Source organism: Halalkalicoccus sp. NIPERK01 (genome assembly GCF_030287405.1).
In the GTDB taxonomy this organism is placed as follows: domain Archaea; phylum Halobacteriota; class Halobacteria; order Halobacteriales; family Halalkalicoccaceae; genus Halalkalicoccus.
Window position 1 is genome coordinate 18,653 of record NZ_JASVVV010000003.1, and the last position, 24,943, is coordinate 43,595.

At 67.1% G+C, this 24,943-nt stretch carries 32 protein-coding genes and 1 CRISPR repeat array; of the genes, 15 read left to right on the forward strand and 17 right to left on the reverse strand.

What is annotated here, in order from left to right; all coding sequences use genetic code 11:
- Positions 1–36: 36 nt before the first annotated feature.
- Positions 37–273: a DUF8015 family protein gene (locus tag QRT08_RS09430; protein WP_286045696.1), complete on the forward strand. Its 237-nt coding sequence runs from the start codon at positions 37–39 to the stop codon at positions 271–273.
- 45 nt (positions 274–318) lie between these two features.
- A complete protein-coding gene (locus QRT08_RS09435) occupies positions 319–861 on the forward strand; it encodes a peptidylprolyl isomerase (RefSeq protein WP_286045697.1) in 543 nt (180 codons plus the stop codon).
- Here the strand turns inward: QRT08_RS09435 and QRT08_RS09440 are convergent, their stop codons facing one another.
- Positions 862–1,158 (reverse strand): DUF3784 domain-containing protein, encoded by a 297-nt coding sequence (locus QRT08_RS09440; RefSeq protein WP_286045698.1) that lies wholly within the window; start codon positions 1,156–1,158, stop codon positions 862–864.
- An 82-nt stretch (positions 1,159–1,240) separates the two neighbouring features.
- Between QRT08_RS09440 and QRT08_RS09445 the strand changes: the two genes are divergently transcribed.
- Complete coding sequence (locus tag QRT08_RS09445) at positions 1,241–1,576, forward strand: ferredoxin (protein ID WP_286045699.1); 336 nt, start codon at positions 1,241–1,243, stop codon at positions 1,574–1,576.
- 7 nt (positions 1,577–1,583) lie between these two features.
- On the opposite strand, the gene QRT08_RS09450 is transcribed toward QRT08_RS09445, so the two are convergent.
- Positions 1,584–2,279 (reverse strand): helix-turn-helix domain-containing protein, encoded by a 696-nt coding sequence (locus QRT08_RS09450; protein ID WP_286045700.1) that lies wholly within the window; start codon positions 2,277–2,279, stop codon positions 1,584–1,586.
- A gap of 358 nt (positions 2,280–2,637) precedes the next feature.
- Complete coding sequence (locus QRT08_RS09455; protein WP_286045701.1) at positions 2,638–3,390, reverse strand: GNAT family N-acetyltransferase; 753 nt, start codon at positions 3,388–3,390, stop codon at positions 2,638–2,640.
- 128 nt (positions 3,391–3,518) lie between these two features.
- Here QRT08_RS09455 and QRT08_RS09460 point away from each other — a divergent pair, with 128 nt between their 5' ends.
- Positions 3,519–4,631, forward strand: a complete 1,113-nt coding sequence (locus QRT08_RS09460) for a DegT/DnrJ/EryC1/StrS family aminotransferase (protein ID WP_286045702.1) — start codon at positions 3,519–3,521, stop codon at positions 4,629–4,631.
- Here the strand turns inward: QRT08_RS09460 and QRT08_RS09465 are convergent.
- Positions 4,628–5,239, reverse strand: a complete 612-nt coding sequence (locus tag QRT08_RS09465; protein WP_286045703.1) for an MBL fold metallo-hydrolase — start codon at positions 5,237–5,239, stop codon at positions 4,628–4,630. The two genes, QRT08_RS09460 and QRT08_RS09465, sit on opposite strands and share 4 nt — an antisense overlap.
- Positions 5,240–5,316: 77 nt before the next feature.
- On the opposite strand from QRT08_RS09465, the gene QRT08_RS09470 reads away from it, so the two are divergent.
- From QRT08_RS09470 to QRT08_RS09490, 5 genes are all read left to right on the forward strand, one after another.
- Positions 5,317–5,493, forward strand: coding sequence for a DUF5786 family protein (locus tag QRT08_RS09470; RefSeq protein WP_286046224.1), 177 nt, complete (start codon positions 5,317–5,319; stop codon positions 5,491–5,493).
- Positions 5,490–6,062, forward strand: coding sequence for an endonuclease dU (locus QRT08_RS09475; RefSeq protein WP_286045704.1), 573 nt, complete (start codon positions 5,490–5,492; stop codon positions 6,060–6,062). The genes QRT08_RS09470 and QRT08_RS09475 overlap by 4 nt, the downstream gene beginning before the upstream one ends.
- 20 nt (positions 6,063–6,082) lie before the next feature.
- Entirely contained in the window at positions 6,083–6,673 is a 591-nt protein-coding gene (locus tag QRT08_RS09480) for a uracil-DNA glycosylase (protein WP_286045705.1), read from the forward strand.
- Between the two features lie 153 nt (positions 6,674–6,826).
- Positions 6,827–7,495: an imidazole glycerol phosphate synthase subunit HisH gene (hisH, locus tag QRT08_RS09485; RefSeq protein WP_286045706.1), complete on the forward strand. Its 669-nt coding sequence runs from the start codon at positions 6,827–6,829 to the stop codon at positions 7,493–7,495.
- A 30-nt stretch (positions 7,496–7,525) separates the two neighbouring features.
- Positions 7,526–8,002 carry a DUF7994 family protein gene (locus QRT08_RS09490; protein WP_286045707.1) on the forward strand — a complete coding sequence of 159 codons (477 nt, stop codon included), beginning with the start codon at positions 7,526–7,528 and terminating at the stop codon, positions 8,000–8,002.
- A 349-nt stretch (positions 8,003–8,351) separates the two neighbouring features.
- Here QRT08_RS09490 and QRT08_RS09495 read toward each other — a convergent pair whose 3' ends face one another.
- Positions 8,352–8,759, reverse strand: coding sequence for a hypothetical protein (locus QRT08_RS09495; protein ID WP_483299944.1), 408 nt, complete (start codon positions 8,757–8,759; stop codon positions 8,352–8,354).
- 32 nt (positions 8,760–8,791) lie between these two features.
- Here QRT08_RS09495 and QRT08_RS09500 point away from each other — a divergent pair, with 32 nt between their 5' ends.
- Entirely contained in the window at positions 8,792–9,880 is a 1,089-nt protein-coding gene (locus QRT08_RS09500; RefSeq protein WP_286045708.1) for a tRNA (guanine(26)-N(2))-dimethyltransferase, read from the forward strand.
- 40 nt (positions 9,881–9,920) lie between these two features.
- Positions 9,921–11,279 (forward strand): YihY/virulence factor BrkB family protein, encoded by a 1,359-nt coding sequence (locus QRT08_RS09505; RefSeq protein WP_286045709.1) that lies wholly within the window; start codon positions 9,921–9,923, stop codon positions 11,277–11,279.
- A 21-nt stretch (positions 11,280–11,300) separates the two neighbouring features.
- Here the strand turns inward: QRT08_RS09505 and glnA are convergent, their stop codons facing one another.
- Complete coding sequence (gene glnA, locus QRT08_RS09510) at positions 11,301–12,653, reverse strand: type I glutamate--ammonia ligase (protein WP_286045710.1); 1,353 nt, start codon at positions 12,651–12,653, stop codon at positions 11,301–11,303.
- A 126-nt stretch (positions 12,654–12,779) separates the two neighbouring features.
- Between glnA and lrp the strand changes: the two genes are divergently transcribed.
- From lrp to QRT08_RS09525, 3 genes are all read left to right on the forward strand, one after another.
- The gene (gene lrp, locus QRT08_RS09515) at positions 12,780–13,238 is read left to right on the forward strand and encodes an HTH-type transcriptional regulator Lrp (protein ID WP_286045711.1); all 459 of its coding nucleotides are present in this window, start codon (positions 12,780–12,782) and stop codon (positions 13,236–13,238) included.
- A 77-nt stretch (positions 13,239–13,315) separates the two neighbouring features.
- Positions 13,316–13,609: a hypothetical protein gene (locus QRT08_RS09520; RefSeq protein WP_286045712.1), complete on the forward strand. Its 294-nt coding sequence runs from the start codon at positions 13,316–13,318 to the stop codon at positions 13,607–13,609.
- Between the two features lie 60 nt (positions 13,610–13,669).
- Positions 13,670–13,810 (forward strand): hypothetical protein, encoded by a 141-nt coding sequence (locus tag QRT08_RS09525; RefSeq protein WP_286045713.1) that lies wholly within the window; start codon positions 13,670–13,672, stop codon positions 13,808–13,810.
- A gap of 73 nt (positions 13,811–13,883) precedes the next feature.
- Here the strand turns inward: QRT08_RS09525 and thsA are convergent, their stop codons facing one another.
- Both thsA and QRT08_RS09535 read right to left on the reverse strand, forming a co-directional pair.
- The gene (gene thsA, locus QRT08_RS09530; protein WP_286046226.1) at positions 13,884–15,569 is read right to left on the reverse strand and encodes a thermosome subunit alpha; all 1,686 of its coding nucleotides are present in this window, start codon (positions 15,567–15,569) and stop codon (positions 13,884–13,886) included.
- 128 nt (positions 15,570–15,697) lie between these two features.
- Complete coding sequence (locus QRT08_RS09535) at positions 15,698–16,258, reverse strand: KH domain-containing protein (protein ID WP_286045714.1); 561 nt, start codon at positions 16,256–16,258, stop codon at positions 15,698–15,700.
- Between the two features lie 137 nt (positions 16,259–16,395).
- Here QRT08_RS09535 and QRT08_RS09540 point away from each other — a divergent pair, with 137 nt between their 5' ends.
- A complete protein-coding gene (locus QRT08_RS09540) occupies positions 16,396–17,205 on the forward strand; it encodes an HpcH/HpaI aldolase family protein (protein ID WP_286045715.1) in 810 nt (269 codons plus the stop codon).
- Positions 17,206–17,243: 38 nt separating this feature from the next.
- On the opposite strand, the gene rio1 is transcribed toward QRT08_RS09540, so the two are convergent.
- The 9 genes from rio1 to QRT08_RS09585 form a co-directional block, all read right to left on the reverse strand.
- Positions 17,244–18,098, reverse strand: a complete 855-nt coding sequence (gene rio1 / locus QRT08_RS09545; RefSeq protein ID WP_286045716.1) for a serine/threonine-protein kinase Rio1 — start codon at positions 18,096–18,098, stop codon at positions 17,244–17,246.
- A 40-nt stretch (positions 18,099–18,138) separates the two neighbouring features.
- Entirely contained in the window at positions 18,139–18,429 is a 291-nt protein-coding gene (gene eif1A / locus QRT08_RS09550) for a translation initiation factor eIF-1A (RefSeq protein ID WP_286045717.1), read from the reverse strand.
- Positions 18,430–18,454: 25 nt separating this feature from the next.
- Positions 18,455–18,622: a hypothetical protein gene (locus QRT08_RS09555; protein ID WP_286045718.1), complete on the reverse strand. Its 168-nt coding sequence runs from the start codon at positions 18,620–18,622 to the stop codon at positions 18,455–18,457.
- An 8-nt stretch (positions 18,623–18,630) separates the two neighbouring features.
- Positions 18,631–20,595, reverse strand: a complete 1,965-nt coding sequence (locus QRT08_RS09560; RefSeq protein ID WP_286045719.1) for a DUF460 domain-containing protein — start codon at positions 20,593–20,595, stop codon at positions 18,631–18,633.
- Positions 20,596–20,655: 60 nt separating this feature from the next.
- The gene (rnz, locus tag QRT08_RS09565; RefSeq protein ID WP_286045720.1) at positions 20,656–21,576 is read right to left on the reverse strand and encodes a ribonuclease Z; all 921 of its coding nucleotides are present in this window, start codon (positions 21,574–21,576) and stop codon (positions 20,656–20,658) included.
- A gap of 139 nt (positions 21,577–21,715) precedes the next feature.
- Positions 21,716–22,336: direct repeats of the CRISPR family, unit length 30 nt; unit sequence GTTTCAGACGAACCCTTGTGGGGTTGAAGC.
- Positions 22,337–22,390: 54 nt separating this feature from the next.
- Positions 22,391–22,795 (reverse strand): PIN domain-containing protein, encoded by a 405-nt coding sequence (locus QRT08_RS09570; RefSeq protein ID WP_286045721.1) that lies wholly within the window; start codon positions 22,793–22,795, stop codon positions 22,391–22,393.
- The gene (locus QRT08_RS09575) at positions 22,792–23,028 is read right to left on the reverse strand and encodes an antitoxin VapB family protein (RefSeq protein WP_286045722.1); all 237 of its coding nucleotides are present in this window, start codon (positions 23,026–23,028) and stop codon (positions 22,792–22,794) included. The genes QRT08_RS09570 and QRT08_RS09575 overlap by 4 nt, the downstream gene beginning before the upstream one ends.
- Positions 23,029–23,105: 77 nt before the next feature.
- Entirely contained in the window at positions 23,106–24,035 is a 930-nt protein-coding gene (gene mptA / locus QRT08_RS09580) for a GTP cyclohydrolase MptA (protein ID WP_286045723.1), read from the reverse strand.
- Between the two features lie 49 nt (positions 24,036–24,084).
- Positions 24,085–24,909 (reverse strand): NAD(+)/NADH kinase, encoded by an 825-nt coding sequence (locus tag QRT08_RS09585; protein ID WP_286045724.1) that lies wholly within the window; start codon positions 24,907–24,909, stop codon positions 24,085–24,087.
- Positions 24,910–24,943 lie beyond the last annotated feature (34 nt).

Below are 24,943 nucleotides of genomic sequence, written 5' to 3' on the forward strand. Positions count from 1 at the left end.
TGAATCCGTTTCGAATAATACGACGGGGTGAGTTCGATGACCCGGCAGACACATCACCAACGGACGTGGTGTTCGATCGAACGGTTCATGGTCCTCGCCTCGCTCTCGCGGTACGACCTCGTGCTGTGGGCGATCCCGGCGGCGTTCCTGCTGGCGTTCGTCGCGAGCAACGCGCTCGCGATCGGCGTCCAAACGGCGCTCGTCGGGGCCGCCCTCGTCGGCGCGCTGGCCGTCGCGGACGCGGTCGCGCTGAACCCGCCGCGTCCGAGTTGAGCGGCGATCACCAGCGTTTTACGCGGCCTCGACGACTGACCAGCCATGGCTACCGCGACGCTGCACACGACGAAAGGCGACATCGAGATCGAACTGTTCGACGAGCGCGCGCCCCGAACGGTCGAGAACTTCCTCAACCTCGCGGAACACGACCCGGCCGCGAACGACGAGCCCGCGCCCGATACCACGACGTGGGAGGACCCCGAATCCGGCGAGGTTCGGGGCGACGGCCTGTACAACGGCGTCGAGTTCCACCGCGTGATCGACGAGTTCATGATCCAGACCGGCGACCCCACCGGAACGGGTCGGGGCGGCCCCGGCTACAGTTTCGACGACGAGTTCCACGACGAGCTGCGCCACGACTCGGCGGGGACGGTCTCGATGGCCAACAGCGGTCCCAACACCAACGGCTCGCAGTTCTTCATCACGCTCGCCCCGACGCCGCACCTCGACGACCGCCACGCCGTCTTCGGGGAGGTCGTCGAGGGAATGGACGTCGTCGAGGCGATCGGGAGCGTCGAGACCGACGGGCAGGACAAGCCGACGACGACCATCGAGATCGAGTCGGTCACGGTCGAGCGCGAGTAACTACGCGTACCGACGCGCGCCGACGAGCATCCACACCGAAATCGCAAGCGTCAGCCCGACGAACACGGCGGCGAACGGCCCCTCCCAGCGGGCCTCGGGGACGAATCCGCTCGCGACGAGGACGATTCCCAGTACGACCGTCCACCGGCCGACGAAGGCCGTCAGTCCCTCTGGATCGCTCACGGTTTCGGGATCGTAGCCCGAGATCAGTTCGGGATGGCCGTCGCGGATCAGCAGCCCGAGTCCGATCGTCGCGAACCCGCTGATCCAGAGGACGACCGCGAGCACGAGCGACATATCCGAAATTCTCTACGGACCAGCATATCGCTACCGGCCCCGAAACCGTAACCCGAAAGCCCGTCCGTCCCCTCTTCCGGATATGAGCGATTCGACCCCTCGTCCGAGCGAGATCGGCGAGTCGGACGCCCCGCCGGTCGAGGAGAAACCCTACAAGATCGTCTTCGAGGCGAACAAGTGTTTTGGAGCGGGGAAGTGCGCCGAAGCGTCGCGAAACTGGGAACTCGACTTCGAGACGGGGATCGCGAAACCCCGCTCCTATTTCATCACCGAGGAGGAGTTAGAGGAGAACGTCCGGGCGGCCGAACTCTGTCCCGCGAAGAAGGACCGGGGCGTGATCCACGTCGTCGACCGGCGCACGGACGAGGAGATCGCGCCGAACCCCCACGGCGACGGCACCCTGAGCGTCGACTGGTAGCGCGTCGTCAGTCGGGCTTTCGGACCGACTGTCGTTCCCCGCGCTCCTCCTGTTTCGCGTTCGACGCGGAGAGCGCCCGGTCGACCAGGTTCCCGTGGGCCCGTCGGAGGCGCTCGGACAGCGCCTGATGGGAGACGTCGAGGCTGTCCGCGAGTTCCGACATCGTCGCCTCGCGTGGCACGTCGTAGTAGCCCATGTCCTTGGCCTCCGCGAGGGTCCGATACTGCGATTCGGTCAGGCCGAACTGGGTTTTGTCCTCGTTGTCGAGCCTGTAGATCGAGTCGACCGTGAGCGCCAACCCGTTCTCCTCGCAGAACTCGTAGGTCCGAGACAGCGAGTCGTGATCGGGGAACATGACCTGCAGGCTCCACGTGTCGCCGTTTGAGCGCGCCTGCGTGATCGCGCCCTCTTCCTCGAGCAGGAGGTGGACGACGAGTTCGACCTCGTCGACCCAGTTCATGCGATAGAAGCGCTCGTCGTCGAACTCCGCGAGCGCTGTGTAGCTATCGACCGAGGGGTCATCCGAGAGCGCCGCCTCGAACGCCTCGAAATCGTCGGACGTGACCCAGACGAACGGGATCGCCGACGCGGACTCCTGGGCGGCGAACCGTTCGATCTCGACGTAGAGATCGGGGATCCGAGCGAAGGTGTCTGCCAGCGCGAACTGCTCTATAGGGACCTGGAAATCCGTGATCGTCGCCATAGTATGCCAAAAGGCCTTAGATTAGATAGGAGTTTCTACAGCCTCCAGGTCGTGCAACGGCGACACGTCGACGACCGGACGCTCCGCATAATCGAACAACGATCCGACACGGATGGTATATAGCGATCCGAGTGTGGGATGTAGTGGGGTGACTGCCGATCGGTGCCGGTCGCCGGAGAAGTTCGCCGGGAGCGAGTGACGCTGTCAGAGGCACTTCACACCGATCCCGGGCGGGACGCGATTCGCTACTCCCGTGTAGTCTCGCGTCCATCGAACGGGTGGTCGCACGGCGACGAGAGTCCGATGCTTGCGCTTGCCGGGTTTCGTGGGTCAGCGGCTCGACGGCGGGACCGGCCGCTCAGAGGTAGCCGCCGTCCCACTCGTCGGGTTTGTTCAGGTTGCCACAGGTGCCACACTCGATACGGTCCATGCTGTCGACGGCCTCGACCAGCGACTCGCAGTTGCCGCAGTAGTAGCCGTAGGGGTCCTCGTAGCTCTCGTCGGAGTAGGCGACGAAGAAGGGGCCGTCCTCGCCGGCGAGTTCCTCGCTCCGATCGACGTAGACGGTCCCGTCGTCGGTCTCGACGGTCTCCTGGGGCGCGCTGTCGGTCTCGTCCTCGCCGGCGACCTCGGACTCGCTCTCGGCGTAGATCTCGACGACGAGGTCCTCGCCCGCGATCTCGATGCGCTGTTGGTCCGCCTTCTCGAAGCCGAAGTACTCGAAAAAGCCCTGGCCCTCGGCGTTGTCGGCCAGTTCGCGCGCGCGGACGCTCGAGACGCCCTCGTCGTGGAGGCGTTCGCGGGCGGCCTCGAACAGCCCCGACCCCATGCCCATCCCGCGGAACTCGGTGGCGACGTGGAGCCACGTCAGCGTCCCCGTCCCGTCGTCGATCTCGGCCTCGACGAAGCCGCCGACCTCGCCGTCCTCGCGTGCGACGAGCAGCACGCTCCCCTCCGAGTCGATGGCGTCGCTCAGGCGGTCGGGATCGAACTGCTCGTTCAGGATCGCCTCCAGCGTGTCGGGGCTGACCGCGTAGGAGGCCTCCATCGAGCGTCCGGCGACGTCCCTGATGGTCTCTGCGTCCTCGGGGGTGGCGTCCGTGATCTCCATACCCGCCGTTCGACGCCCGACCGGATAAAAGGCCACCCGGCACCCCGGCCGTATCGCCGAACGCACGTATCAGTAAGTATATTATTGATCCGGTACTACTCTGCCGGGAGGTATTTCGAGGATCAGACATGTTCGCGATGACGGAGAGCGTTTCGGCCGACCTGTACGACGTCCTGTTCCCGGCGACGGGGTCGCCCTTCCCCGCCCGGTTGCTCGAACGGACCCGCTTCGATCGGTGGGCCGGGTTCCCCTCGGGGCGGGCGGCGCTGGCGTACGCGCTCCGCGACGCGGGGCTCGGCCCCGACGACGAGGTCCTCACCCCCTCGTACTCGGACCTCTCGGTCGACCGGGTCGTCGAGAGCGTCGCCACGCCGATCCACGTCGACGTCGGGACGGGCTACACGATGGACCTCGACCGCGCCGAAGAACGGATCACCGACCGAACGAGGGCGATCGTCCCGACCCACCTCTTCGGCGAGCCCTGCGACATGGAGCGGGTCGCGGAACTCGCCGCCGAACACGACCTGGCGGTGATCGAGGACGCGGCCCACGCGCTCGGGGCGATGCACGTGAACGGGGCGATCGGCGAGTACAGCGACTACTGCCTGTTCAGCTTCCGGTTCACGAAGGAGGCGACGATCTACAAGGGTGGGCTGTTGCTGGGGGCCGATCCGGCCCGGATGGCTCCCCCGCAGTCCGACCTGCGCACCGTCGCCGCCCTCTGTGGGGTCGCGGTCGGCGAGACCGCCATGCGGAGCCTGCCGGGGCCGGTCTACAGCGCGCTCCGGTCGACGGTGCTCGACCCGTACTTCCGGACGAGCGCGGGTTTCCTGGACGACGTGACCCCCCGGCGCTTCACCGACCGCCAGCACGCGATGTTGGCCGCGCAGTTCCGGGAGCTGTCGAGCGCCGTCGAGACCAGACGCCGACACGCCGAGCGCTATCGGCGCGGCCTCGTCGACGCCATCGAGCGCCCCCCGGCCGCCGAGGACCACGCCTACTTCCGGTACCCGATCCAGGTGCCACGCTCTCGGCGCGAGCCGATGGCGAACGCCCTCCAGCGCCGCGGGATCGGCTGTTCGAAGTCCTACTCGTACGTCCTCGGCCCGCCCGGGGAGTGTCCGAACGCCTACCGCGCCTCCGGGCGGGTGATCAACCTCCCGATCCACGCCCGCCTCGACGCCGAGCAGGTCGAACGCGTCATCGGGACGGTAAACGAGGTCTGGGCCGGGTTCGACTAGCCCTCGGGGTACTTGGGTTCCCGGCGTTCGGCGCGTTCGAGCGCCGTCTCGACCACGCCGCGGACGTCGCCGTGGAACTCCCCGCCGTGGCCCGCGTACATGTGTTCGACGCCGTCGGGGAGTCGGTCGAGGATCCGGCGGATGCTCCCGATCAGTTCCTCGCGCGACTGGCCGGCCATGTCCGTCCGCCCGAAGCTACCGCCCTCGAACGCGCCGTCGTCGTGGACCACGACGTCGCCGCTGTAGATCGTCGTCTCGCTCACGAACGCGAGGTGGTCGTCGGCGTGACCCGGCGAGTGGATCGCCTCGCAGGTCTCCTCGCCGATCGCGAGGGTGTCGCCGTCGGCCAGTTCGTGGGTTCGCCGGGGATGGTCGGCGTAGGCGTAGAGCGCGGGATCGAACGCCTCCATGACGGCGTCGAGTCGCTCGACGTGGTCGCCGTGCTGGTGGGTCAGTACCACGCGATCGAGGTCGTCGACGTGCTCCTCGATGGCGTCGACGACCCCCGGCATGGCGCCGGCGTCGACGAGCGTCGTCTCCTCGCCGGTGACGAGAAAGACGTTACAGGTGAACGTCTCCGCCTCGGCGGTCAGGTTGTACACGTCCATATCGGCGTCTCGGGTGGCGCTCGCATAAAACCGGGCGCCGTGGATTTTTAGTGGCTGGCTCCACTGTTTCCTCGTGTATGGGCTTCGGGAGCTACGATGAATCCGAACAGGAGAATCAGGACTACGACACCGACTTCGAGAACGACGGCGGTGTCGACACGAACGAGAACACCCACGACGGTGCGATCACGTTCGACAACGGCGCGTCGAACGACGAACTCCTCTCCCAGCTCGAAGAGATCAAAGAGGAGTGAAAGCCGGAACCCGGGTGCTGGGCGTTGCCGAGTCCTATCGCGGCGACCGATCCCCGGGTGAGCCGAGCACGCTGGCCGGGGCGGTCGTTCGGCCCGACCGGAGCGTCGACGGCTTCGCCTTCGGGTCGCTCACCGTCGGCGGACTCGATGGAACCGCTGCCGTCGCCGAACTGTTCTCCGAACTGGACCGCGAGGACGTCCGGTACCTTTTGGTAGCGGGGATCGCCCCCGCGTGGTACAACCTTCTCGATCTGCGTGAACTGGCGACGGTCGTCGACAGGCCCGTCTGTGCGGTGAGCTTCGAGGAGAGCGCGGGTCTCGAAGCCCCCCTCCGGGAGGCCTTTTCGGGCGAGGAACTCGCCCGACGGCTCGCGCTCTACGACCGCCTCCCGCCCCGACGGGAACTCGACCTCGACGGCCACACGCTGTACTGGCGGGGCGTCGGCCTCGACCGCGGGGAGGCCCGCGACCTGCTCTCGGCTACCACGCCCGGGGGCGGGCGGCCCGAACCGCTCAGGGTGGCGCGACTCGCCGCGCGGGCGGCCGACCGGTTCCGAGGGGATTTGTAGCCCGCAGTCGAAGCCCGTCCATGGAGAACATGGACGGGCCCCGAGTCACGGAATGCGAGCGCTGTCCCGCGCTCGTCGAGTCGCGTTCGCGGATCGTCAACGGAACGGGTCCGGAGGACGCCGCCCTCCTGATCGTCGGGGAGGCCCCGGGCGAACGGGAGGACGCGGAGGGCGAGCCGTTCGTCGGGCGAAGCGGCGCGCAGCTCGACGAGAAACTCCGGGATCACGGCATCGACCGCGAGGCGGTGCGGATCACCAACTGCGTGCGCTGTCGACCGCCGGAGAACCGCGACCCGAGCAAGAAAGAACTCGAGAACTGCCGGGGCTACCTCGAACGCGAGATCGAACTGATCGACCCCGACCTGATCATGACCGTCGGGAAGGTGCCGACCGAACACCTCCTCGAACGCGACGTCGCGGTGACGAAGGAGGCTGGGGATGTCGTAGAACACCGGATCGGGGACGCGCCTCGAAAGATCCTCGTCAGCGTCCACCCGGCGGCGATGCTGTACGACCGCTCGCAGGAGGAGACGTTCGACGCGACGGTCGAGGAGGCGGCGGCGCTGATCGGCGCGGGAGGGGGCGACCAGTCCCGACTCGACTCGTTTTGATACCGTCGGTCATACTCCCGTGCATCGACTACCGGCAGGGCGGGACCCGCTCGCGCGGTGGCCCGTCACCGCAGGCACACGCCGTCGACTATGATCGACGGTATGAACCGTCGACGGAAAGCGCCTTTACCCGACGGGGACGTACCCCGTCGTATGAGCACGAACACGCAGGCCCCGCGGGCGCCCGAGACGCTCGCGGAGGTCGTCGTCGTCGACTACGGGCTTGGCAACCTCCGGAGCGTCACGCGGGGACTGGAACGGGCCGGGGCCGCAGTCGAGATCACCGACGATCCCGGTGCCTTCTCCGAGGCCGACGGGATCGTCCTGCCGGGGGTGGGCGCGTTCCGCGAGGGCGTCGAGAACGCCGGACCGTACCGCGAACCGCTCCTCGAAGCGGCCGAGCGGGGCCAACCCGTCTTCGGCATCTGCCTCGGGATGCAGATGCTGCTGACGGAGAGTGAAGAAGCCGCCCACGACGGCGAGGGCGACGTCCGGGGGCTGGACCTGATCCCCGGGACGAACCTCCGGTTCTCGCAGGGCCAGAAGGTGCCCCACATGGGCTGGAACGAACTCTCGGTCGAACGGGAGCACCCCCTCGTCGAGGGCGTCGACGGCGAGTACGCCTACTTCGTCCACTCGTACTACGCCGAACCCGAGGACTCTCGAACGATCGTCGCCACCACCGACTACGAGATCGAGTTCCCCGCGATCGTCGCCAACGCCGAGGGCAACGTCTTCGGGACGCAGTTCCACCCCGAGAAGTCGGGCGAGACGGGACTTTCGATCCTGCGGAACTTCGTCGGGATCTGCGCCGAGCGGTAGATATAATTTCGTTCCGACAGTAGCCCGAGCATGATAAAGCGGTTCGCGCCGTGGCTCGGCGTTCTCCTGCTCGCGGTCGTCGGTATCTACGTCGTCGCCTTCGGTGCCGAGGCGTTCACCGATCCCGGCATCGTCGCCTCGGTGGGTGGGATGGTCCTCGCCGCGGTCCTCCTGCTCGTCGGCGGGATGCGAGAGTCGATTCACGTGGGCTCGCGGACGATAGGGTGGAACGTCCTCGTCGGCGCGGCCTACGTACTGTTGGCGGCCACCTTCGTCCTCGCCGTTTTCGATGCCTCGTCGCTCGACGGCGGGGCGACCGCGTGGGTGATGGCCGGCGCGGCCGTCATCGGCGGCGGGTCGCTCGTGTGGTTCGGCGTGCAGGTCGCCTGCGACGGCCGTCACGTCGATATCGACGCAGAGCCGTCGAGCGCCCGGTTAGTCGGGATCGCGCTGGCTATCGTCGTCTCGTTTCTCGCCGGTGTGGTGCTGTGGTCGGTCGTCCTCTGAGAGGGAGTATCGGAGCCATCCGGATACGTCGATTCCCGAGAGCCGACACCGTGGTTCGGTCCCCGGGCAGGAACTCTCTGGACTTCTACGATGATCCCTATGAGATCGAGTGCGGATCGACCGGTGCTGTCGTTCCGTCTGCGTCGTTACTCGGCTCGCTCCCTTCCGTGGACCGAATCGCGGTGCGGTGGCCGGCGCGAGCGGAGCCGTCACGTCCGACGGCTCCGTGAGCGGAGCGGGGAAAGGCTGGTTCCCGGAAGCGGCGCGCGATCGCGCGCCGCGGCCTTGCTGGTCCTGGTGGAAATGAAAAGGGCGAGGCGGCCCTGCCAAGGGCCGCCGAGGGCTTTCTTTAGAGGAAGCTGCGGACCTCGGAGTACCACATGTCGTGTTCGTCGACCCGTCCCGTGGCCTCGGCGATCAGGACGGCGAGCGCGTGCCAGCAGCGCTCGGCCGGATCGTCGGGATCGAGGTTGTACTCGCTGTCCTTGCACGTACAGCCCCGCCCCTCGACGACGTACTCCTCGTCGTGACCGACCACGACGGTGAAATCCCGGTAGCGTTTGACCCGGCCCTCGGTGACGGCCTCGATCGCCCGAACCCCTCGATCGCCGTGGACCTCGATGATCCGCTCGGCTACGGGGCCGGTGATCGCGCCGGCGCTCGCGAGGTCGTCCCGCCAGGCCGTGACCGGGTCGGACACACCCGCCCTTGGGGAGGGGGTGGCTAAACCGGTTCGGTTCTCCCGTGTGGATCGCATGGCTTTTCCCCCGCTCGCCGCCGACTACACCCATGCGCGTACGCGAGGGCGGGGTCCGGATCGAGACGGGCGAGGCCTTTTACAACCCCGATCAGGAGCTGAACCGCGACCTCACGATCGCCGTCCTCCGGGCGTACCGCGAGCGCGAACCGCGGGCCGAGCGGTATCTCGACGCGATGAGCGCCTCGGGGATCAGGGGGGTGCGGGCCGCCGCCGACGGCTGGGAGGCGACGCTGTGTGATTACAAGGAGGCGAACGCCGCGCTCTGTCGGGAGAACCTCGAACGGAACGGGCTCGAGGGCGACGTGGTGAATCGGGACGCCAACGCCCTGCTCCACGAGGGGCTGTTCGACGTCGTGGATCTCGACCCCTACGGCACGCCGATCCCCTTCGCGGACGCCGCCTTCGCCAACGCCCGCAACCTCGTCTGCGTCACCGCGACCGACACCGCCCCGCTGTGTGGCGCACATTTCGAGAGCGGGGTCAGGAAGTACGGCGCCGTTCCCCGAAAGACCGACTACCACCCCGAGATGGGCCTGCGGATCCTGCTGTCGGCGCTCGCACGCACCGCCGCGCGCTACGACGTCGGGATCGTCCCGATCTTCAGCCACGTGACGCGCCACTACGTCCGCACCTACCTCGACCTCGAACACAGCGCGACCGACGGCAACGAGGCGATCGAGCAGTTGGGCTACCTCGATCACTGCGAGGACTGCCTCCATCGCGAGCACAGTGAGGGATTGATCGCCGACCCGTGGGACGCCTGCCCGCTGTGTGGTTCGAACCGAGTGCTGACGGCGGGGCCGGTCTGGCTCGGGCCAATCCGGGACCGCGCGTTCACCGAACGAGTGGGTGACGGGATCGACGAGGGGTGGGGCAGCGCGAAGCGCGCCCGCCGGTTGGTCGACACCCTCGGGGGGGAACTCGAGTACCCGACGCACTACGACCAGCATCGCCTCTGCAAGGAGTGGGGCCGGCCCGCCGAGTCGATGGAGGAGTTTCTCGACGCGCTCCGCGAGGCGGGATTCGATGCCTCACGGGCGCACTACCACGGGACGGCGTTCAAGACGGGGGCGACGGTCGCGGAGATCCGCGACGCGGTGGTGGGGGCTTGCGAATGACATCCCCCGAGTATTTGTATCTGCCCGTCCCAATCCCGGTGTGAATCGCCGCATGGGGAGCGCCATCGGTGTCGGCCGCGACGTCGTCGCGGAGGTGCAGGAGAACGAAGCGACGTTCCTGGCGGCGAGTATCGCGTACTACGCGTTCGTTTCGCTCATCCCGCTGTTGCTGTTCAGCTTCGTCGCCGTGAGCGCGATCGGCGGGCAGGAACTCGCCAACCAGATCGTCGGCCGGACGAGCGACTTCCTCGCCCCCGCGGGTCAGGAGGCGATCGAGGGGGCGATCACCGGCGAGGCCGGCCGCGGCGGGGCGACGCTCGCCGGCTCGGTCGTCCTGCTGTGGAGCGCGCTGAAGCTCTTTCGGGGCCTCGATACGGCCTTCTCGATCGTCTACGACTCGGGGCTCGACAAGTCGATCGTCGCCCAGATCGTCAACGCGCTGATCGTCTTCCTCTCGATCCTGCTGGCGGTGGTGGGGATGCTCGTCCTCGGGACCCTCTTCGCGCTCCTCCCCGCGATCCCCTTCGTCGGCTACGTCACCCCGTTGTTCGTCCTCGTCGCCCTCTCGGTCGTCTTCCTCCCGATGTACTACTTCATGCCCGACGTCGACGAACTGACGATCCGCGACGCGATCCCGGGTGCCGTCCTCGCCGGTACGGGCTGGGCGGCGCTGCACTCGCTGTTCGGGCTGTACGCCTCGAACGCCGGCCAGTACGAGGCCTACGGCGTGGTCGGCGGGATCCTGCTGTTGCTCACGTGGCTCTACATCGGCGGCGTTCTCATCATCCTCGGTGCGGTACTCAACTCAGTACTCATGACCCGCGACAACGACACGGACGACGGAGGCGAAGAGACAGGCGAAACCACCGGGCCGCTGTCGGGCGAGCGCTCGGAGACGGAGGAGGCGCGTGCGGCGAGCGACTCCCCCCGAGAACCCAGCCCCGACATCGGGGCGGACGCCGAGGAGGCGACCGACTCGACGCGGACGGCCCACGACGAGGCCGGAACCGGAAAACGCGGGCCCGCACCCGACGTCGTCGGCCTCCAGGACGAGATCCGTTCCCTGAGAACGGACCTCGACAGCTTTCGGGCCGACGTCGAGGACCGCACCGTCGACAAGGACGCGGTCGAATCCGACCTGAAGAAGTACGTCAGAAAGCGGATCCGTCGGGGTCACGCCACCGGCTGGGGGCCGTATCTCGTCCTGCTGTACGGGACCGCGATGACCATCGGGGCCTTCATCTTCCTCACCGGCGGGTGGGCCATCGCCGCCATGCTCGTCCTCTGGCTCTCGACGCTCGGGTTGTACGTGCTGATGGTGCTGGTCGGCACCGGACTCGGCGTGCTCGGCTTCCCCGGCCGGGTCAACGACGCCATCCGCAACTGGCGCGGGGACTGAGAAAAGACGTGCTGAGACGGTCTAGAACTTCTCGAGGTACTTCTCGATCTCCCAACTGCTGACGTGGGTTCGGTAGTCGGCGTAGTCGGCGCGTTTGGCCTCGATGAACTTCCCGGTGACGTGCTCGCCGAGCGCGTCGGTGACGACCTCGTCGGCTTCGAGCGCGTCGACCGCGGCCTCGAGGTCCGGCGGCAGCGTCGTGATGCCGTACTCCTCGCGTTTGGCGTCGTCGAACTCGTAGATGTCTTCCCTCACTGGGGAGCCGGGGTCCGCGTTGGTCTCGATGCCGTGGAGGCCCGAACCGATGATCGCCGCGAGCGCCAGGTAGGGGTTACACGACGGGTCGGGGTTGCGGACTTCGAAGCGCGAACTCGCGCCCGCGGCGTCGGGCACGCGGATGAGCGCAGAGCGGTTGACGTCCGACCACGCGATGTAGACGGGGGCCTCGTAGCCGGGGACGAGGCGCTTGTAGGAGTTCACCGTCGGGTTGGTGACCGCGGCGAACGCCTCCGCGTGGTTCAGGATGCCGCCCATGAACTGGTAGGCGACCTCCGAGAGGTTGAACTCGTCGTCGTCGTCGGCGAAGGCGTTGCCGTCCTCGTCGAACAGCGAGATATGGGTGTGCATCCCCGAGCCGTTGATCTCGGCGATCGGCTTGGGCATGAACGTCGCGTGCAGGTCGTTCTGTGCGGCGACCGCACGGACCACGGTGCAGAACGTGGCGATGTTGTCCGCCGCCGCGAGCGCGTCCTCGTACTTGAAGTTGATCTCGTGTTGGCCCTCCGCGACCTCGTGGTGGCTGGCTTCGATCTCGAAGCCCATCTCCTCCAGCGCGAAGATGATGTCCCGGCGCACGTCGCTCGCGAGGTCCTTCGGCGCGAGGTCGAAGTACCCGCCCGAGTCGTGGGGCACCGTCGTCGCGTTGCCCTCCTCGTCGGTCTTGAAGAGGAAGAACTCGGGTTCGGGGCCGATCGAGACGGTGTAGCCCATGTCGTTCGCCCTGTCGAGGACGCGCTTGAGGACCTGACGCGGGCCGCCCGCAAAGCGGGTGCCGTCGGTGTTGACGACGTCACAGATCAGGCGCGCGCTGGCGTAGTCGTCGTCGCCGTTCGACCGCCACGGGAGGACCTCGAACGTCGCCGGGTCGGGTTCGAGGCGCATGTCCGACTCCTGGATCCGGACGAATCCCTCGATCGAGGAGCCGTCGAACCAGATCCCCTCGTCGAAGGCCTTCTCGGCCTGGCTCGCGGGGATCGCGACGTTCTTGACCGTGCCGGTGATGTCCGTGAACTGCAGGCGGAGGAACTTGACGTCCTCCTCGTCGATGCGCTCGAGCACCGATTGTTCTTCAGATGTAATGTTTCCGTTTGCCATCGTTCTCGTCACTCTCCCTGAACACAGTTGCCACCAAAACACTATCGCTCTGCGCAAGTATTCCGTTTCGGAAATAGAACTGGATATTCGTAAACTTCTAATGCGTGGGGTGGGTGTGTGAGTACGATGACGTACGAAAATCTAGACTCGAAGTTGGTGAACGCGCTGCTGGACGACGGCCGGGCGAGCCTGCGGAGCCTCGCGGAGGACCTCGACGTCTCGGTGACGACCATCTCCAATCACCTCTCGGACCTCGAGGAGGAGGGCGCGATCACCGGCTACACCCCGAAGATCGACTACGGGATGCTCGGCTACGACGTCACCGCGATCCTCCAACTCAAGGTCGAGGGCAACGCGCTGCCGGACGTGACCGACCGCCTCGAGGAGTCCGACCGGATGATCAGCGTCTACGAGGTCACCGGCGATCACGACATCATCGCGATCGCGAAGTTCGAGGACACCGACGCGATGAACGACGGGATCAAGTCCCTCCTGGTCGACCCCGACATCCGCGAATCGAACACCAGCGTCGTGCTGAACGCCCCCGTCGAGAACCGCCAGTTCCCCCTCGACATCGAGGAGTAGAACCGATTTCCGCCGGAACGTTGCGTTTCGCAACCGGCCCCCCACCTACATGTCCGTCCGGTTCCTTCGCCCGAACCATGAGAGGACTGGCGTTCCAGGCGGGGATCACCGCGCTGTTGTTCGCGTGCGCGGGACTGCTCGCTCTGCTCGCGCTGTCGCCGCCGCTTCCGTTCTCCGAGTGTGTCCCGGTCGTCGAGGTCGATCGACCGGCGGGCGGGCCGGCGCTGTACGGACTCGACGGAACCGAACTCCGCTATACACCCGATGGCGGTCTCGAGTGTTCGACCCACGTCGCCGTCCCGGGACTCCCGTTCTCGCTTCTGGCGCTCGGCGGCGTGCTGGTGGCCGTCTCGCTGGTCGGGCGGAACTGATTACCGGATCGGTTCCAGAACGGCCACGACGGATATATCGGACGAGCGGTACGTCAGCGTATGATCGGCGTGATCTTCTGGGGGCTGATCGGGTTCGTGCTGCTGGCCAGTGCGGTCTACGTCGGCGTACTGCGGGCGCTCGACGTCTATTTCGGCGAGAACGAGGACAGCCTGTTTCTGAGTGACGAGCCGCGCCGCTGATCGATCGGAAACGGGAAGAAGTCGGTTCTTGGTCGTTCCGGTCGTCGATGGTGGAGTGGGCGTCGGGCCTACCTCACATCGCGCCGCCCATGCCGCCCATGCCGCCCATGCCACCCATGCCGCCGCCCATGCCGCCCATACCGCCGCCCGGGGGCATCTCGTCGTCGCCGCCGTCGTCGCCGTCGACCTTCCCGCCGGAGAGGTCGCCCGCGGCGATGACGTCGTCGATACGCAGGATCATCACGGCCGCCTCGGTGGCGGACTCGATGGCCTGCGTCTTGACTCGGAGGGGCTCGACGACGCCCTCGGCTTCCATGTCGATGACGTCACCGGTGTAGGCGTCCAGCCCCGCGGCGGTCGCGCCGCCGTCGTGCTGGCTGCGCAGTTCGACCAGCGAGTCGATGCTGTCGAGACCGGCGTTCTCCGCGAGCGTGCGCGGGTTGACCTCGAGGGCCTCCGAGAAGGCCTCGACCGCGAGCTGTTCGCGCCCGCCGACGCTGTCGGCGAAGTCACGGAGCTGGAGTGCGAGTTCGACCTCGGGCGCGCCGCCGCCGGGCAGGACCTTGCCGTCCTCGAGGGTGACGCGCACGACGCCGAGGGAGTCCTCGATGGCGCGCTCGACCTCGTCGACGACGTGCTCGGTGCCGCCCCGCAGGATCAGCGTGACGGATTTCGCCTCCTCGACGTCCTCGACGAAGATGCGCTGGTCGCCGGCGATGTCCTTCTGGGCGACCGAGCCGGCGAAGCCCAGATCGTCCTCCTCGAGGTCGTCGACGCTCGAGACGACGTGGCCGCCCGTCGCACGGGCGAGCCGCGAGAGGTCCGAGTCCTTCGCGCGGCGCACCGCGATGATGCCCTCCTGTGCGAGGAAGTGCTGGGCCATATCGTCGATGCCGCTGCCGACGAAGACGACGTCCGCGCCGACGTCCTTGATGTGCTGGACCATCTCCTCAAGCTGGGATTCCTCCTGGTCGAGGAACTGCTGGAGCTGGTCGGGATCGGTGACGTTGACCTCGGCGTCGATCTCGGTCTCCTTGACCTCGAGCGCGCCGTCGAGCAGCGCGATCTTCGCGTCCTCGGCGAAGTAGGGCATGTTGTCGTGGACGCGCTCCTTGTCGACGATGACGCCCTCGATGAGTTCGGACTCCGTGGTCGCGCCGCCGACGACCTTCTCGATCTTGACGTTCTCGGTGTCGATGCCCTCGTCGTCGGCCACCGACTGGACGGCGTCGACGACGAGCTCCGCGAGGACGTCGCGGGCGTTCTCCGCGCCCTTGCCCGTCATCGCGGTCGCGGCGATCTGGGTCAGGATCTCGGTGTCGCTCTCGTCGACGTCGATCGCGATCTCCTCGAGGACCTCCTTTGCCTTCTCGGCGGCCTGTCGGTAGCCCTGCGCGAGCGTGGTCGCGTGGATGTCCTGTTCGAGCAGATCCTCGGCCTGCTTCAGGAGTTCGCCCGCGACGACGACCGCGGAGGTGGTGCCGTCGGCGACCTCCTCCTCCTGGGTCTGGGCGACCTCGACGATCATGTTCGCGGCGGGGTGCTCGATGTCCATCTCCTTGAGGATGGTCACCCCGTCGTTCGTGACGACGACCCCGCCCGAGGAGTCGACGAGCATCTTGTCCATCCCTTTCGGGCCGAGCGTGGTGCGGACGGCCTCCGCGACGGCCTTCCCGGCCGTGATGTTCATCGACTGTGCGTCGCGCCCGGACGTGCGCTGGCTGTCGTCCGAGAGTACGATGAGGGGCTGGTTACCCATCTGCTGAGCCATGGTCAGGAGAGGGATTGTTTGCCATTCTATATAAAAGCACCGGAACCTGTCGAACGAAACCGTGAGAACCTCTGCCTACCTGGGGTGTGACAGGTGTTCGTGGCGGGATTTATATGCTACGCCGACTCCCCGCCGGGGAAGCGGTGGTAGCTCAGGTCGTCGCGCTTCTGCTCGTTGTGTTTGCGCTCCAGGAAGGAGTAGGCCGCACCGTGTGGCGCACCTTCTAAGAGCATCTCCGCCGCCTCGCGGACCATCGAGACCTGCTCGGGCCGGCCGATGACGCCCATCGTCGAGCCGTAGATCACGACGTTCGCCCCCGAGAGTTCCTCCATGATCTGGCGGGTGCGCCCGCCCTCGCCGATCAGGCGCCCCTTCTTTCGCTGGAGGTCCTTCTTGTTGCGGGCGGCGGCGTCGATGTCGATCAGGTCGAACAGCATCACGTCGTCCTCGAGGAGTTCCATCGCGTCCTCGGGCGCGAACCCGCGCCCGATCGCCCGGACGATCTCCGGCCCCTTCAGCCCCGTCACGGGGTCGCCGACGCTCTCGACCTGCACCGCCCCGTTCTCCGAGTCGACGTCGAGGCGGACCTCCGCGCGCTCCTCGATCTCGCGGAGCGTCTCGCCGCCGGCGCCGATGAGCGCGCCGACGCGGTCCTGCGGAATCTTCACGTGGTTCATGGAGGTGCTACTAGCTCGGTTAGGTTAAGCGTTCGGCCATCGCTCGACGGATCCATCGGGCCGTCGAAGGCGGGACGCCCACGAGGCGCGAACCGTCCCCGCACTTATCCGCCACCTACGCGTAGTGGGAACGAACCATGACACCCGATCCCGACGCCGGCGACGACCGCGTGCGACGGAACTCCCTCCGGGCCACCGTCGAGGACGGCGGCGTCGCGCTGGGGGTGCTCGACGACCTCTACAGTCCGGAAATGGTCGAGATCTACGGCGAGTTGGGCTTCGACTTCGTCTGGCACGACCTCGAACACGCCGGCCCATCGCCCCGCGACGCCGACGCGCTCGCGGGCCTGCTCCGGGCCGCGGAACTCACGGGGACCGAACTCCTCGTCCGGGTCCCCTCGCCGGACCCGGCGACGATCCGCAAGGCGCTCGACACAGGGGTGAGAAACCTGTTCGTCTCACACGTCGAATCCGCCGAGGAGGTCCGAGCGGCGGTCGAGGCGGCCCGCTTCGAGTACGACGGCGAGCCCGGCAAGCGGGGCTTCGCGAACCCGCGTGCGAGCCGGTGGGGCCGGACGAAGGACTACGTCGAAGTCGAGGACCGCGAGACGATGGTCGGCGTCACGGTCGAGGAGCCGACGGCCGTCGAGCGGATCGACGAGATCCTCGACGTCCCCGAACTGGGGTTCATCTTCGTCGGCCCGCTCGACCTGGCGGTGGCGACGGGCCACCCGGGCGAGATCGACCACCCCGAGGTCGAGGAGGCCGTCGAGACGGTCGTCTCGGCCGCCCGCGAGGCCGACGTCGCGATCGGTGGCCTCGGCTTCGGCGAGGAGGACGTCGCCGAGAAGATCGATGAGGGCTACCAGATCCTGCACACGGGCTCGACGACCGCCGCCGCGGCGGGCGCGCTCGAATCGTGGCCCGAGCGGTTCGGCGACCGGTGAGCGGGGCTTCGTGACGCGTCGGGTCGCTTCGACCGGACCTACGGCTCGCCGGTGACGAACGCGTAGAGGTCGTCCGCGTCGGTTTCGAGGCCCTGTCGGGCGAAGAAGTTCGCGACGTTCTCACAGTCCCGCCGGAGGAACGCCTCCGAGTTGGGGTGGTGGACGGTGACGGCCTGGCCCATGTCGAGGAAGACGAGTTGGCCGTCGTGGAAGACGATGTTGTACTCCGAGAGGTCGCCGTGGATCAGTCCCGCTTCGTTGAGCCGGTGCATGTACTCCCGGACGACGTTGTACGCGGTTTCGGGGTTCTCTATCCTGACCTCGTTGAGCCGCTTCGCGCGCTCGCCGTCGGTCGCGATGTACTCCATCACCAGCACGTTTCGCTCGACGGCGATCGGCGTCGGCACCCTGACGCCCGCCTTGCGGGCGCGCTCCAAGTTGGCGTACTCCTTTCGGGTCCACGCCAGCACCACCCGCTTCTTGTCGCCGCCGAGTTCCTCGAACCGGGGGTCGCCGATGAGGTACTCGCGCATGTCCCGGAAGTCGCTGGCGTTGATCCGGTAGACCTTCACCGCGACCTGTTCGTCCTCGCCCAGCGCCTCGTAGACGTTCGCCTCCTTGCCCGTCGAGATCGGCCCGCCGAACGCCCGGATGTGGCCGTGTTGGACCAGCTGATAGAGCGCCCCCAGGGTGGCGTCGTCGAACACCGACGCCTCGACCTTGAACTGGTCCGCGTCCTTGATGCGCTTTCTGAACTGGTCGAACTCCCGGTCGCGTTTTCGGGCGACGCGGTCGGCCTCGGTGTCCGAGACGTCGATCTCCTCCCACTCGTCGCCGACGCCCTCCGCGCCCTCGGGATCGAGCAGCCCGAACTCGCCCTCCGTGTTGCTCATGTCCCCACTACAGGTGCCAGCGATAAAAGTCCGAGTCCGGTCACTGGATGTGGCCTTCGCGCCGGAGCTGGTCGGCCTCGCCCTTCTCGTAGCGCCAGGTCACGTCGGCCTTCTCGTCCTGCCAGTCCCACGGCTCGACGAGCACGACGTCGTTCTCGCGGATCCAGATCCGCTTTCGCATCCGGCCGGGGATCCGTGCGGTTCGCTCCCGTCCGTCGGCACACCGGACCTTGATCCTGTTCGCGCCGAGCATCTCCGTTACCGTGGCGAACACCTCGCCCTCGTCGGGCATCCGGAGGTCGTTTCGTCCCCCGTTGCCGTCGTCGCTCATGTCTCTGGATTCGATAGGACGCGGTTTAAATCCGCCGGAGGCACGCGTCAGGGGTGTACACCGCCCGCTTGCCCACCCCCGATATCGTTTCTGCCTCGCCGGTGGCCTCGCGCCCGTCCTCGTGGGTCGGCCTCGCGGTGAAAGCGCTGCTCTCGGGGATGCTCGTCGGTTCGGGACAGGATGGTGTAGCCATCGATCCGGTCAGCGGCTCTCGGCGCGGTGTTCGCTGATGAGCTGATCGACCATCGAGGCGTTCCGCTCGCGCCGGCGCTGCTCGGCCCGTTCGTGCCAGCCCTCGACGACCGCCTCGACCTCGCTCTCGCGGGCGACGGCGAGTTCGTCGACCTCCCGGATCGCCACCTCGCTCGCGGCTCCTACGGGAATCCCCTCCTCGAAGAGGACCTCGTCGGCGCTCTCGGAGAGGCCGCCGTTCTTGAGGACGACCCGCGGGGAGACCGCGGCGAGGCGCTCCGCGGTTCGCGGTCCCGCGCCGCTCGCGTCCCGAAGCAAGATTACGTCGCCCTTCGAGAGGCCGTAGGCCTCCTCGGCGGCCTCGATCGCGTCGAGGGTGAACTTCTCGATCGGCTTTACGGGGACCAGATCGCGCTCCTCGCCCTCGACATCCGCGAAGTTCGAGTGATCGAGCTTCCAGAGCTCCTTGAGCCGGTCGAGCTTCTCCGAAAGCGCGTCGCGTTCCTCGCGGGCCTCGTCGCGCTCGCGCTCGAGGCGGTCGGTCTCGCGTTCGAGGCGCGTGATCTCGCGTTTCCGCCGGACCTCCTTTCGCTCCTCGCTGCGGCGCTCGGTGAGGTCGGCTTCGAGGTCGTCGATCCGTTCGTCGCGCTCCTCGACGGTGTCCTTCAGGTCGCTCACGTGGGCCTTGAGCCGGTCGACCTGCCGTTCGAGGTCCGCGATGCGCTTTTGCTCGGGGCTCCGCTCGGGTTGGGCGTGGGCGGTGGCCTCCTCGTCGTCGCTCTCGTCCTCCCGGTGGGAGTCGAGGACCGCCTCGACGCTCTCGCCGCCGACGACGCGGGCGATCACCTCGCCGGTATCGATTCGTGCAGGTGTCTTCCGTGCGACCCGCTCGAACTGCTCCGCGTGGTCGTCGTGGGCGAACAGCGCCGCCGCGATCGCGTCGCGCTCGTGGTCGTTGTCGTAGCCCTCGTTTCGAGTGCGGTGTTGTTTCTCGTCGACCGGCAGGTCCGTCCCGGGGATCCAACTCGCCGCGTCGAAGCTCCGGCGGATCTTCTCGACGGTGTTGGGCATCGGCCGGACGTCCGCCGCGACGAGGAAGGGCCGGCCGCGCTCGACGATCCACTCGATGACCGCGGCGGTGTCGGCGGTTCGCGTCGAGAGCACGTCGAGGACCCCCCCGTCGATGCCGACGATGGCAACGGCCGTCGTCGTACCGGGATCGATCCCGACGAGCACGTAATCGCGGCGTTTCGCGAGCGGTTCGAACTCGATTCCGTCGGTCCGTTCGCGCTCCATCTCGACGCGGACGTCGCCGGCCCGCCCCGTCGAGACCGGGATCTCGCCCGGTTCGGCCTTGACGACGAAGACGGCCTTCGAGTAGCCGCCGTACTTCTCGGTCGGGTTCACCTCGTAGTCGAGGCCCGCCCCCTTGAGCTCCGATTCGATCTCGCGCGAGCGCTTCTTCACCGCGCCGTGGATCCGGCGGGTGTAGCGGTCGGCGCTCCAGCCCCCCTTGCCGGTCGAGCGGCCACGCGAGACCTTGATCCGGGTGGTGTTGGTGAAGGCCCTGACCTCGTGGCCGACGTTGCCCGCCGCGAGTCGGGCGGCGGCCTCGGCCTCCTTCATCGGCTTCTTCCCGTAGGGGACGCCGTGGCGCGAGGCCACCCGCGAGAGGGGTTCGGGTCGCTCGGCACCGGTGACCTGCACCAGTGTCGTCCCGCTCGGCAGGTCCCGGAGGAGGCCCACGAGGGCGTCCTTGTCGGCAGCGAGTTCGTAGACGTTGTCGGTCGCGAGGATGTCCGGTTTCTCGCGCTCGATCAGCCGGCAGAGCTTCCGGTAGGAGACCACGTCACGATCGACGTGTTCGCCATCGAACGCGACGACGGCGTACGAGGGTGCGTCGCCCCGGACGTCGCCGCTCTGGATGTCGACGCCGAAAATCAGCGTATCGAGGGCACTCGTTCGCGCACTCACGACCGTCGGTAGGGAAGCGAGATATATTAACGATACGCCGACCGGGGACCGGTTTCGGTGCTAATCGGGGAACGAGACCTCGATCTCCATCCCGTCCTCGGCGACGAACGCCCCTTCGCACTCCTCGCGCGCCTCGCGGGCGAGTCGGGAGGCGTCGCCCGCGTACCGCGAGGAGACGTGCGTCAGCGCGAGCCGTTTCACACCGGCGCCTGCGGCGAGTTCGCCGGCCTCGCGCGCGGTCGCGTGGCCCGTCTCGCGGGCGCGACCCGCCCAGTCGTCGCCGAACGTCGCGTCGTGGATCAGCAGGTCCGCGCGATCGGCGACCTCGCGGACCGCCTCGCTCGGGCGAGTGTCGCCCGTGTAGACCACCTTGCGGCCCGACCGCGGCGGGCCGACGACCTGTTCGGGATCGATCACGGTGCCGTCGTCGAGTTCGACCGATTCCCCGGAGTGCAGCGCGCTGAACTTCGGGCCGACGGGCACGCCCAACGCCTCGGCGCGCTCGCGGTCGAACCGGCCCTTCCGATCGGCCTCGACGAGCGCGTAGCCCACCGACCGGGTGCGGTGTTCGGTGCGGAACGCCCGAATCTCGTACTCCTCGCGTTTGTGAACGACCTCGCCGGGGGCGACCTCGCGGACCTCGACGGGGTAGCCCAGGCGGGTGTCGAGCGCGCCCACCAGGTCCTCGACCGTATGGCGGGTCCCACGAGGGGTATGAATGGCGAGCGGCTCGGCCCGGTCGTTGAAATCGAGCGTCTGGAGGAGTCCCGGCAGCCCGAGGACGTGATCGCCGTGGACATGGGTGAGGAAGATCGCCGAGATCGAGAACCCCGTCCGAAAGCGCATCATCTGGCGCTGGGTGCCCTCCCCGCAGTCGAAGAGCAACTCCTCGCCCTCGCGGTTGACGTGGATCGCGCTCGGGTTCCGCTGGGCGGTGGGAACCGCGCCGCTGGTTCCCAGAAAGGTCACGCGTAAGGTCATGGCCGGGATTGTCGACGAGGTGCCTAAACGGGTTCGGCTCGTCGTCGACCCCCGGGGGTTCGTCGACTACTGACGGTCGACGGAAATACTAAGTCGTAGCTGCGTGTTGTGGACGCTGTCGCCCGCGAATCGGGCACGGGTTTCAGACGAACCCTTGTGGGGTTGAAGCTCGACCGGGGCGAGGACACGGAGATGGGTATCGAAGGTTTCAGACGAACCCTTGTGGGGTTGAAGCAACAACTGGGATAACGACGAGTATCCGGGGTATATCGTTTCAGACGAACCCTTGTGGGGTTGAAGCAACTTCTACGATCGGCTGACGTCCGGCGAGTATACGGTTTCAGACGAACCCTTGTGGGGTTGAAGCCGACAGCGAATTGGTCGTTACAATCAAGCCGGACGGTTTCAGACGAACCCTTGTGGGGTTGAAGCGACTCGACGAAGATGACGAGCGAGATGTCGTCCGTCGTTTCAGACGAACCCTTGTGGGGTTGAAGCTTTCTGTGGCTCGACAACAAATTGATTGATATCCTCGTTTCAGACGAACCCTTGTGGGGTTGAAGCTTCTTCCCATCCCTCCGAACCACCACTATTGATAGTGGTTTCAGACGAACCCTTGTGGGGTTGAAGCGACGAGTTCGGCGCGGACGCCAGCCCCGACGAATGGTTTCAGACGAACCCTTGTGGGGTTGAAGCGATGCCGAGGAGTGGCTCAGTGTCGACTGGCGCGGTTTCAGACGAATCCTTGTGGGGTCGAAGACCGATATCCGTACAGTCAGCCGCTTCAAAGCGGACGTGGAGACGGATCTCCCACTCAGATTTCGTACTCGATAACGTCCAGCACCTCTCGCACTCCCTCCTTCCAGAAGTGCTCGTCGCCGGTAACGAACGCTGCCCCGTGCTCCCGCGCGTTCGCGGCGATCAGCCCGTCAGGCAGGTGGGTGGGGACGCCGAGATCGAGCAACTCGCGCTGTAGCTCGCCGGCTTCGCGCGCCGTTTCGATCGTCACCGGCAGGACGTCCATCGAAGCGGTGATGGCGGACTCGATGGTCGGTACGTCCCCGCCGATATATCCGTACAGCGATCCCATGAACGCCTCGTAGACGACGACCGTCGAGACGGTCCACCGGCGATCCTCGTATCGCCGTAAGAATCGCCTCGCCTCCTCCTTTCCGTCGAGATAATCGCTGAGAACCGTGTTATCCAGACAGAGCGTCACCGGTCTTCCATCCCCTCGAGATCACTGTATAACCCATCGCGTATCTCCTCGCGCACTCTCTGCAGTCCTTCCCGCGTATCGCGACCGTCGTCCGCGAGAACGCCGAACCCCGTCCATTTCCCTTCTCTCTTGGCGAGTCGAGCGATGACGTCATCGAAGCTCTCACCCTCGCGCTTGAGCAACGCGAGCTGGGACTTCGTTCGCTCGGACACCCGGATCGACGTACTCCCCATGCATACAGATATGTATGCAACCCATTTAAGGATTCGTCCTGGCAGAACAGCCTCTAGGTTTCTTTCGCCTGGTCCGTTCAGTCGCCGTTGAACTCGGCTTTGAGCGTCTCCAGTTCCGCGACACGTTCTGCATGAGCGTTGTGCTGGTGGATCGACTCGTCGTTGGACTGTTTCATCGTCACCACCGCGTCCTCTGGCAGGTCGGGGAACTCCCGGATGACGCCCTCGGCCATCGCGCGCACGCAGTCCTCGACGAACTTCGCGTCGGCGTGGGACTCGTAGGTCATGTGGTCCTCGTCGGGCCGTTTCGCGAGGTTGTAGATCCGCGCGCTCATCGAGTCGCGCGCGACGTCGATCAGGTCGTTCAGGTCGACCTCGGGGGCGCCCTCGCTCTCGACGGTCAGCGTGGCGTGGCCGCGCTGGGAGTGGCCCGCCTGGGGCACCCGATCGAGGAACTCCGTGATGGTCCCGTCGTCGACGTCGAGGTCCTCGAGGGTCCGTCGTGCGCGGGCGGCGGACATCCCCTGCGAACACGGGCAGACGGTCATGCCCGTCACCCGTGCGCCGATCTCCTCGCGGGTGCCCTCCTCGGTGGCAGTGGCCCCGGCGATGATGTCGGCGGTGCCCTGCGTCTCGCGCTCGGATTCAGGGGTCCGGTCGCGGATCATGTACTCCGCCTCCATCGAGACCTCCGCGCGCGTCGTGTAGTCGTGTTTGGCCAGCAGGCGCTCGGCGGCGTCGCCACAGACGTCCTCGACCCGGTAGCTCGGCTCGCTGACGGCCTCCTCGAGGACCTCGTTGATGACCTCCATGTTCCGGCTCATGTCCGCGCCCTTCCGCCAACTCGGGAGGTCGACGAACACCTCGAAGTCGGCCATGAGGACGATGGGGCGCTCGTCCGGGCGGGCGATCTTGACGAGTTTCTCGACGCCGGTGACGCCGACCTGGCTCAGTCCGACGGTCACGTCGGGTCGATCGGCCTGGACGTCCGGCAGTTGCCTGCTCATTATATGGGCGCTAGGGCCGACGGCGATTCAACGTTTCCATCTCGGTCGATCAGTCGAGTTTGCCCAGCGCCTCGAAGAAGTCGACGGGGGGACCGGCGAGGCGGGCCGGTTCCTCGGCGAGGCCGATCTCGACCTGTGCCGGCGGTTCGATGGCCCGCTGTTCCTTGCCGTCGCTGATGACGTACGCGAGGTCGGCGTCGTCGACCCGCACCGTCAGCGTGTGATCGTCGCCGACGACCAGCGACGGCATCGCCTCGGTGGCACACATCTCGGTGATGACGATCCCCGAGACCCCGGGGTGGACCAGCGGGCCGCCCTCGCTCAGGTTGTAGGCGGTGCTGCCGGTCGGCGTCGAGAGCAACACGCCGTCGGCGTGCCCGCCCGTGTACAGCGAGCCGTCGACGCGGACCTCGACCGTACAGCCCTGTCCGTGGCCCCGCTGGGGGCCCTGGACGACGACCTCGTTGACCGCGGGCATGAGCGTCCAGTCCTCGCCGCGGGCCTCGATCCGGGGGACCGACCGCGAGCGGACGGTCCCGGTCCGGCGGGCGTACTCGAGTTCCTCCCGGACCGCGCTGACGGCGCTGTCGGGCGAGACGGCATTCAGGAAGCCGACCTCGCCCAGATTCACGCCCAAAATCGGGGTCGCGCCCACCCCGCGGGCGGTGAAGAGGAAGGTGCCGTCGCCCCCGATGCTCACCACGAGGTCGCAGTCGCGCATCTCGCCCGGGTCGACGCCCGCCATCGAGAGGGCGCTCGCGGTCGCACAGTCGACCTGTACCGCCACGCCCTCCTCGCGGAGCGTCTCCCTGAGTTCGTCGGCCAGGTTCGCCGCGCGGGCGTTGTCCTTCTGGGCGACGATGCCGACGTCCATACCGAACCCTGTGCTCCCGCCGCCTAAAAACGCC